This is a genomic window from Argonema galeatum A003/A1, from assembly GCF_023333595.1.
In the GTDB taxonomy this organism is placed as follows: domain Bacteria; phylum Cyanobacteriota; class Cyanobacteriia; order Cyanobacteriales; family Aerosakkonemataceae; genus Argonema; species Argonema galeatum.
On record NZ_JAIQZM010000078.1, the window covers coordinates 1 to 6,710 of the forward strand.

A 6,710-nucleotide genomic window follows, 5' to 3' on the forward strand; every position below is an offset into this window, starting at 1 on the left:
ATATTCAAAATTAGGATATTCAAAAATAGGAGAATAGGTTTTTGCCTGTTCTTGTTCCCTGAAATAATCGCTAAGTAGGGCTTGCTGAAGAAGACCGAAAAGCTTACACTGTAAGGATTATAGGGCTATATAAACCGATTCAAATGCAAGAAATAGGTGTAAAATAGCCCCAAAACCTTGCATCACCATCAGGGAGTGGGCCATAAACCATGTACCGACAAGTCGAGCCACCAACTACCCCACCGGAAAACTTTGAATTTCCTTCCTCGGTAAAATTATCATCAGATAACCGATGGGTAATCATGGCCAAACTGATATCCTGGACAGAATTTGAAGCGGAATATGCAGCATTATTTGACCCAGAAATGGGTGCTAGAGCCAAAACATTTAGGATGGCACTAGAGTCCCTTCTAGACAAAGTTTTAGGGTATTGAGCAACTGCTTATCCAAGTATGGTTTAGTTAAATAGGCGATCGCTCCCAACTGCTTAGCTAAAAGACGATACCTCTCACTACTGCGGGATGTGAGCATAATGACTGGTAAAGCCCGGACGCTAAATTCTTTGCGACAGCGACTGAGAAACTCAAAGCCATTCATCTGAGGCATTTCTATGTCACAGATAATAGCCTTAATTTTTGGTTCTTGTCGTAATAGTTCGATCGCTTCCCAACCATTCCGAGCTTGTAGCACTTGATATCCCTCTTTGCTCAGAGTCAAAGATAAGCTTTTTCTCATGGTGACAGAATCATCGATCGTCAAAACCGCAGGCATCGATGAGCTAGAAACGGATTTAAAATTGTGCGATATAGGCAGTGTCGAAACAACAGTATTTTGCGCTGATTTCTGTTGCAGAAGCCATGCAGCTAGCTGCGAACCATCGATTGCCGGAACCAGACGTCCATCACCTAGAATTGTACAACCATAGAAATAGGGCGGCGCTGTCATCGCCTCACCAAAGGGTTTGATAGCCAGGTTCTGTTCCATCAAAATTTGGTCTATTTTTAGAGCGATCGCTTGCGATCTGTGGGAGAGCAAAAGCAGAGGTATTTTACCAGATTTTTGCCAAAGATAAGAGCCTCTAAGTTGGTCAGAAGCGGGTGGTGTTTGGGGATAGTTATAAGAAGATAGTAGAGTATAGGAATACACAGGAATCAAACGCCCCTGCCACGAGTAAAACTCTTGCCCTTGATGGGTTTCTATGCGATCTTCTGGGGCAGCTGCGATCGCCATCAGCGCATCTACAGGAATCGCCAATAGATTAGCGTTAACGCTGAAAATCAACAACTTGGTAATTGTCAAAGTGAAAGGCAAACGCAGGATAAAGGTACTTCCTTTTCCCGGTTCGGAAGTCACACCAATCGAGCCTTTTAAAGCACCTAACTGGAGCCGCGCCGCCTCCAAGCCAACTCCTCGACCCGAAAGTTCGCTCACTCGATCGGCAGTAGAAAAACCGGGAGCAAACAGATACTTATACAAGCGATTTTTCGGCAATATAGATGCCTCAGATGGAGACAGCAAATTCATGGCGACAGCGCGGCGAGAAATTTTCTTTGGGTCAATTCCTTGACCATCATCTTGCACTTCAATGTAAGTGTTACTTCCCCGATGATAAGCGCTTATGGTAATAGTACCTGTCGGTGATTTGCCCTGAGCTTCTCGCACTTGGGGAGTTTCAATACCGTGGTCAAAAGCATTGCGTACCAGATGAATTAATGGATCGTAAAGCTTTTCTAAAATTGCTTTGTCTATTAGCGTAGACATTCCGATCATCTGAAGGTTAACTTGCTTATGATTTTTAGTAGCAAAGTCTCGTATCATCCTAGGAAATCGGTTCAGCAAGTTTTCCAAAGGCAGCATTCTAGCATTTAAGAGATTTGTTTGTAATTGGTTGAGAGTTTGCTGCCTTTTTTTGATAATTTGTTGCACCTGCTGTTGGGTTAGTGCCATATCCTGAAGGGCTTCTTGCAATTGGGCAATCTCTTCTTCTACTGTTTGTTCTAAGGGAATAGGTAATTGGGAATTAGTAATTTGCGATCTTTCTTTCCCCTCTGCCCCTCTGCCCCTCTGCCCCTCTGCCCCTCTGCCCCTCTGCCCCTCCGCCCCTCTGCCCAAATAGTTGCGAGTCAGCTTATTAAAGCGGTTCAACCTTTGCGCGATCGCATCAAGAATTTCTTTATGTTGTTGATATTGCAAAAAAAAGCTGTTCTCTTGCGTTACCAAATCGCCAACTAGATTGTTAAGCAGTTCCAGGCGTTCTAAATCAACCCGCACTCCCAATTTGGCATTTTGCTCGTTTCCAGCAGGATCTTGAGTTGGTTGCGTAGTTTCCCAGACTAAATCGACTGCTGTTGGCTCATAAGAAACATTGGTTTTAACAGCAGCGGTGGGTTGCTCAACAACTGGGATTTTGCTCTTACCATTATGGTGAAAGCCGTTTTTATTTTCCTCTTTAAGTTCAGCTTTGATAACTGGAGATTTTATATTTGATATTTCAGATTTAACCTTTTTAGATTCAGTTGACAATTGTAAATCTGAAATCTGAGATTTTGCTTTCTTGCTGCTGCTAAAACCATTTGCTAGATCTTCTAACAGCGATGATTCTGCCACAGAAGCCTTGGGAGGCGTCAGAACTTGGCTAGATGTTTTTTCTAAATCTTCCAGCAGGGATGATGTGGGCGCTTGAGCAGACAAAGGTTTTTGAAGTTGACTAGAGGTTTTATCCAAATCTTCCAACAGCGATGAATTTGGCATCGGCGTGATGGATGGATTGCCATTGGTATTCTTAGCCTTTGGTTTAGGGAGTTGCGCTAAATTGACTAACTGAGTGGAAGGACTTCCTCCTGTTGAGCGATCGCCCTTTAAAACAGCGGCTTGAGATACCCTAAAATCTGAAGCAGCTAGTTGTCCAATAGTCTTAACTTGCGACGGATTAGCTTGCAACGCCGAGATTGTGGTTTTAGCAATGGCGACAAAACCGGGCAGGTTTAAGAGTTCCCCAAAACTGACAAAAACTTCTGCTTGAGCCTTTAATTCTTCGACTAATTTTGATGTCGGATTAGTTAAAAGAGTTTCCCAGCGAGTCAGTCCCTGCGCCACCTCCTGGGTAAACAGAAACTGAGTAATATCGACATTCATTTCTACTTCAGGCACCTGGGTTTCTTCTTCCAGGCTATGACCGAGTTTAGCCTCTAGCTGGGTGGAGATAAGTTTTATTTTTTTTAGTGCGGTGTCGGTTTTACATTTGCCTGTTTTAATTTGATCCATTAAAGGCGATCGCAGCGTATCGTAAGCTTGCAAAAGCAGTTCTTCCAACTCGCGATCGAATTCAACATCTTCTCTATATAAAGCTCTAAACCCATTTTCTAGCTGATGAGCTATAGTTTGTATCCCCGTTAAGCCGACACAGCCTGCTCCCCCTTTGATGGAATGGGCTGCCCGCATGAGGCTGTGAATTTTATTGGTGCTGTGTTCTTGCCTTAAGGTTAGCAAACCTTTTTCAAGGCTTTGCAAAAATTCCAAAGTTTCTTGGACAAAAAAATGGTAAATTTCGTCGTCTGTTTCGATTTGAGTTAACATTTTATTGGGATTGGGGATTGGGGATTGGGGATTGGGGATTGGGGATTCTCTTTCCCACTCCCCCACTCCCTTCTTGACTTTTGACTTTTGACTTTTGACTTTTCTGGTGCCGAGTTCCAACTGCAAATCTAAAATCTAAAATCTGAAATTTGCAATTATTTTACTCTGAATTGTGCCACGCTATTTTGCAACTCATTGGCTACCCCAAGTAGCTTAGTGAAGGAATCTGCGACTGCTTGCGATTGTGCCGAGGTTTGGTTAGCGATAGTGGCTACTTCCTGCATGGTTTGGGTGAGGTCGGTGGATGTCTGCATTTGAGATGTGGCGGCTTGAGTCATATCTTCAACAAGGGTACGAATTTGGGCGCTGACTGCGGCGATCGAAGTGAGCTTAGCTCTTGTTGTTTTGACGAGGTTGGTGCCAGTACTCACCTGTTCCATTCCCGCTTCCATAGCTGTGACAACTTCATTGGTTTCTATTTGGATTTCTTCTACAATTTGTTCAATTTCTTTGGTTGCGGCTGCTGATTGTTCTGCTATAGCACGCACTTCTTCGGCAACTACGGCAAATCCTTGGCCTTGTTTACCAGATCCGGCGGCTTCAATTGAAGCATTCAGTGCCAAAATGTTTGTCTGATTTGCCAAATCTTTGATTAGGCTGCTGACTCTGGATATTTTTTGGGAAGCTTCGCCCAAGCGCTTTACTTTCAGTGCGGTTTCTTCAACTGTTTGTTGAATAGTTAAGATGCCATCTACTGTTTTGTTCATGGCCCGATCGCCAACTTTTAAGGTTTGATTGGCTTCCTGAACTTTGAGTGCTGCTTGTTGGGCACTGGTGCCAACCTTCTGGATAGAATTCGCCATGACTTGAATTTGATCCAGAGTGGCTGCGATCGCTTCTGACTGCCTCCGAGCTTCATCAGAAAGCGTTTTTACATCTATTTCGCTAACTTTGGCTGTTTGCGTTACGTCACTGGCGGCTGATTGTACTTGCAAAACAATGTCCTGCAAGTTCTCGATCAGGGCGTTGAAAAAGTCAGCTACTGTTCCCATTTCACCAGGTGTCACCCCAGCACGAACTGTTAAGTCGCCTTGGAACGCTCCTTCTATCTGTTGGAGGAATCCTTCAATTTGGGCTTGCAGAGCTTCTTTTTCTTGACGTTGTTCGAGGGATACTGCTTCAGCTGCTTGGCGTGCTTCTTCTAATTGTTTAATAAAGCCTAGATGGTCGAGAGCGTATTCAATTTGCGTGGCTACCTGGAGGAAGAAATCAATTTCTGATTGCTGCCAGTTGCGGGTTTTGGAACATTGATGGGCTATTAGTAAACCTACCAATTGATTGTCTTTTCGCATGGGCGCGACGAGGTTGGCTTTGACTTCAAATTGTTCTAAGGTGCGAATGTGGCAATCGGTTAATCCCGGTTCGTTGTGAATGTCGTTGATGGCACGCACGCGGCCATTTTGGTATTGGGGAATATAACGAGCGCGAAAACAGGGGTCATCAATTTTTTCGTCTAGGGCTTTTGTCCAACCGGAGGCTACTGATTCGGCAACGACGGTGCCACTCCAGTCCGGGTTGAAGCGATAAATTACGACGCGATCTATTTCTAGGAGTTTGCGAATGCCAGTAAGAGCTGAGGATAAAAGTTCGGATGAATCTGTCGCTTGACGAGCTTTCCAGGCAATGTCGCCTAATAAGCGTTCGCGTCTAGCGGCAGATTGGAGTTGTTGGATGAAGCCTACATGATCGAAGGCGTATTCTATTTGAGAAGCTAATTGTAAGAAGAAATCGATTTCTGATTGGTGCCAGTTGCGGGTTGCAGAACATTGATGGGCTATTAGTAAACCTACCAATTCATTGTCTTTTCGCATGGGCGCGACGAGGTTGGCTTTCACCTCAAATTGTTCCAGGGTGCGAATGTGGCAATCGGTTAATCCCGGTTCGTTGTTAATGTCGTTGATGGCACGCACGCGCCCATTTTGGTATTGGGGAATATAACGAGCGCGAAAACAGGGGTCATCAATTTTTTCGTCGAGGGCTTTTGTCCAACCAGCGCCTACTGATTCGGCAACGACGGTGCCACTCCAGTCTTGGTTGAAGCGATAAATTACGACGCGATCGACATTTAGAACTCGTCGTATTCCTGCTAGAACTCTGTTGGTAAGGTCTTGCGGATCTGTTCCTTGACGGGCTCTCCAGGCTATGTCGCCTATTAATCTATCTCGTCTGGCGGCGGCTTCTTTTTCTGCTAAGAGGGTTTGCAGTCGATCGGCTAGCTGGTTGATATTAGTCCCTAAGATGCCTAGTTCGTCTTTAGTTTCTAGCTGAATGCGGGTATCGAGTTTACCTTGCCCCATTTGTTTGACGGTGGCGGCGGCGATCAGGATGGGACGAATGGCCCGGTTGGTGAGGAAGATCGCGATCGCACTTGCTATTACTACTGATACGCCTGTGCCAATTATTACACCTGCTAATTTGTCGGAGAAATAATAGCTGGTTGTACCAATTATGAATACGGGCAGGGTGCTGATGGCTAGAGCGCTTATTGTGGCTTTATCTTTCAAGCTCAGTCCCCTCCACCAGCCCGTTTCGAGTTCCACCGCTAGGGTGTCAATTGGCTTGTTAACAGCGCTTGACACGATCGTAGCTGGCAAATACTCTGGTGATTCCGGTGATGTTATTACACTGGTTTCAGCGTTTTGTCCAACTGGTAGAATTTGGGAGTAAGACGAAATCTTATTAGCTTGCTCTTGAGAATTGTTAGTGCTGTTTGAAGTAGAAGTTTCGCTAGATGTTTGAGTCATATCCTGTCCGGTTGTATCGGTAGTGTAAGAGTAATACGGGAAATTGTCTGTTGTCATCGGTGGTTAAATTTTTACCGCAGATGAAGACAGATTAACGCAGATAAACGCAGATAAGAGAGCGTTTTTTTAGGCAATCGATGCTACGGGACATGATATCATATTAAAATATTTGTTAAAGTTTGCGAGCTGCGATCGGAAATTGATGATTGGCGATCGTTAATTGTTGACTGTTAACTCCAATTCTCCTTTTGCCCTGCCCCTCTGCCCCTCTGCCCCTCTGCCCCTCTGCCCCTCTGCCCCTCTGCCCCTCTGCCCCTCTGCCCCTCTGCC

General features: G+C 44.9%; 2 protein-coding genes and 1 pseudogene. 1 reads left to right on the plus strand and 2 read right to left on the minus strand.

Annotated features, from left to right (window positions below):
• Positions 1 to 209: 209 nt before the first annotated feature.
• A pseudogene (locus LAY41_RS31885) lies at positions 210 to 419 on the plus strand (IS5/IS1182 family transposase); the annotation flags it as partial.
• Here LAY41_RS31885 and LAY41_RS31890 read toward each other — a convergent pair.
• Positions 388 to 3,576: a hybrid sensor histidine kinase/response regulator gene (locus LAY41_RS31890; RefSeq protein WP_249106701.1), complete on the minus strand. Its 3,189-nt coding sequence runs from the start codon at positions 3,574 to 3,576 to the stop codon at positions 388 to 390. The pseudogene LAY41_RS31885 and the gene LAY41_RS31890 sit on opposite strands and share 32 nt — an antisense overlap.
• A 155-nt stretch (positions 3,577 to 3,731) precedes the next feature.
• Positions 3,732 to 6,437, minus strand: a complete 2,706-nt coding sequence (locus LAY41_RS31895) for a GAF domain-containing protein (protein ID WP_249106700.1) — start codon at positions 6,435 to 6,437, stop codon at positions 3,732 to 3,734.
• Between the last annotated feature and the right edge of the window lie 273 nt (positions 6,438 to 6,710).

Bases quoted from the DNA above. Each gene is read 5' to 3' on its own strand.
- LAY41_RS31890 (WP_249106701.1), bottom strand. From the start codon at position 3,576: ATGTTAACTCAAATCGAAACAGACGACGAAATTTACCATTTTTTTGTC.
- LAY41_RS31895 (WP_249106700.1), bottom strand. From the start codon at position 6,437: ATGACAACAGACAATTTCCCGTATTACTCTTACACTACCGATACAACC.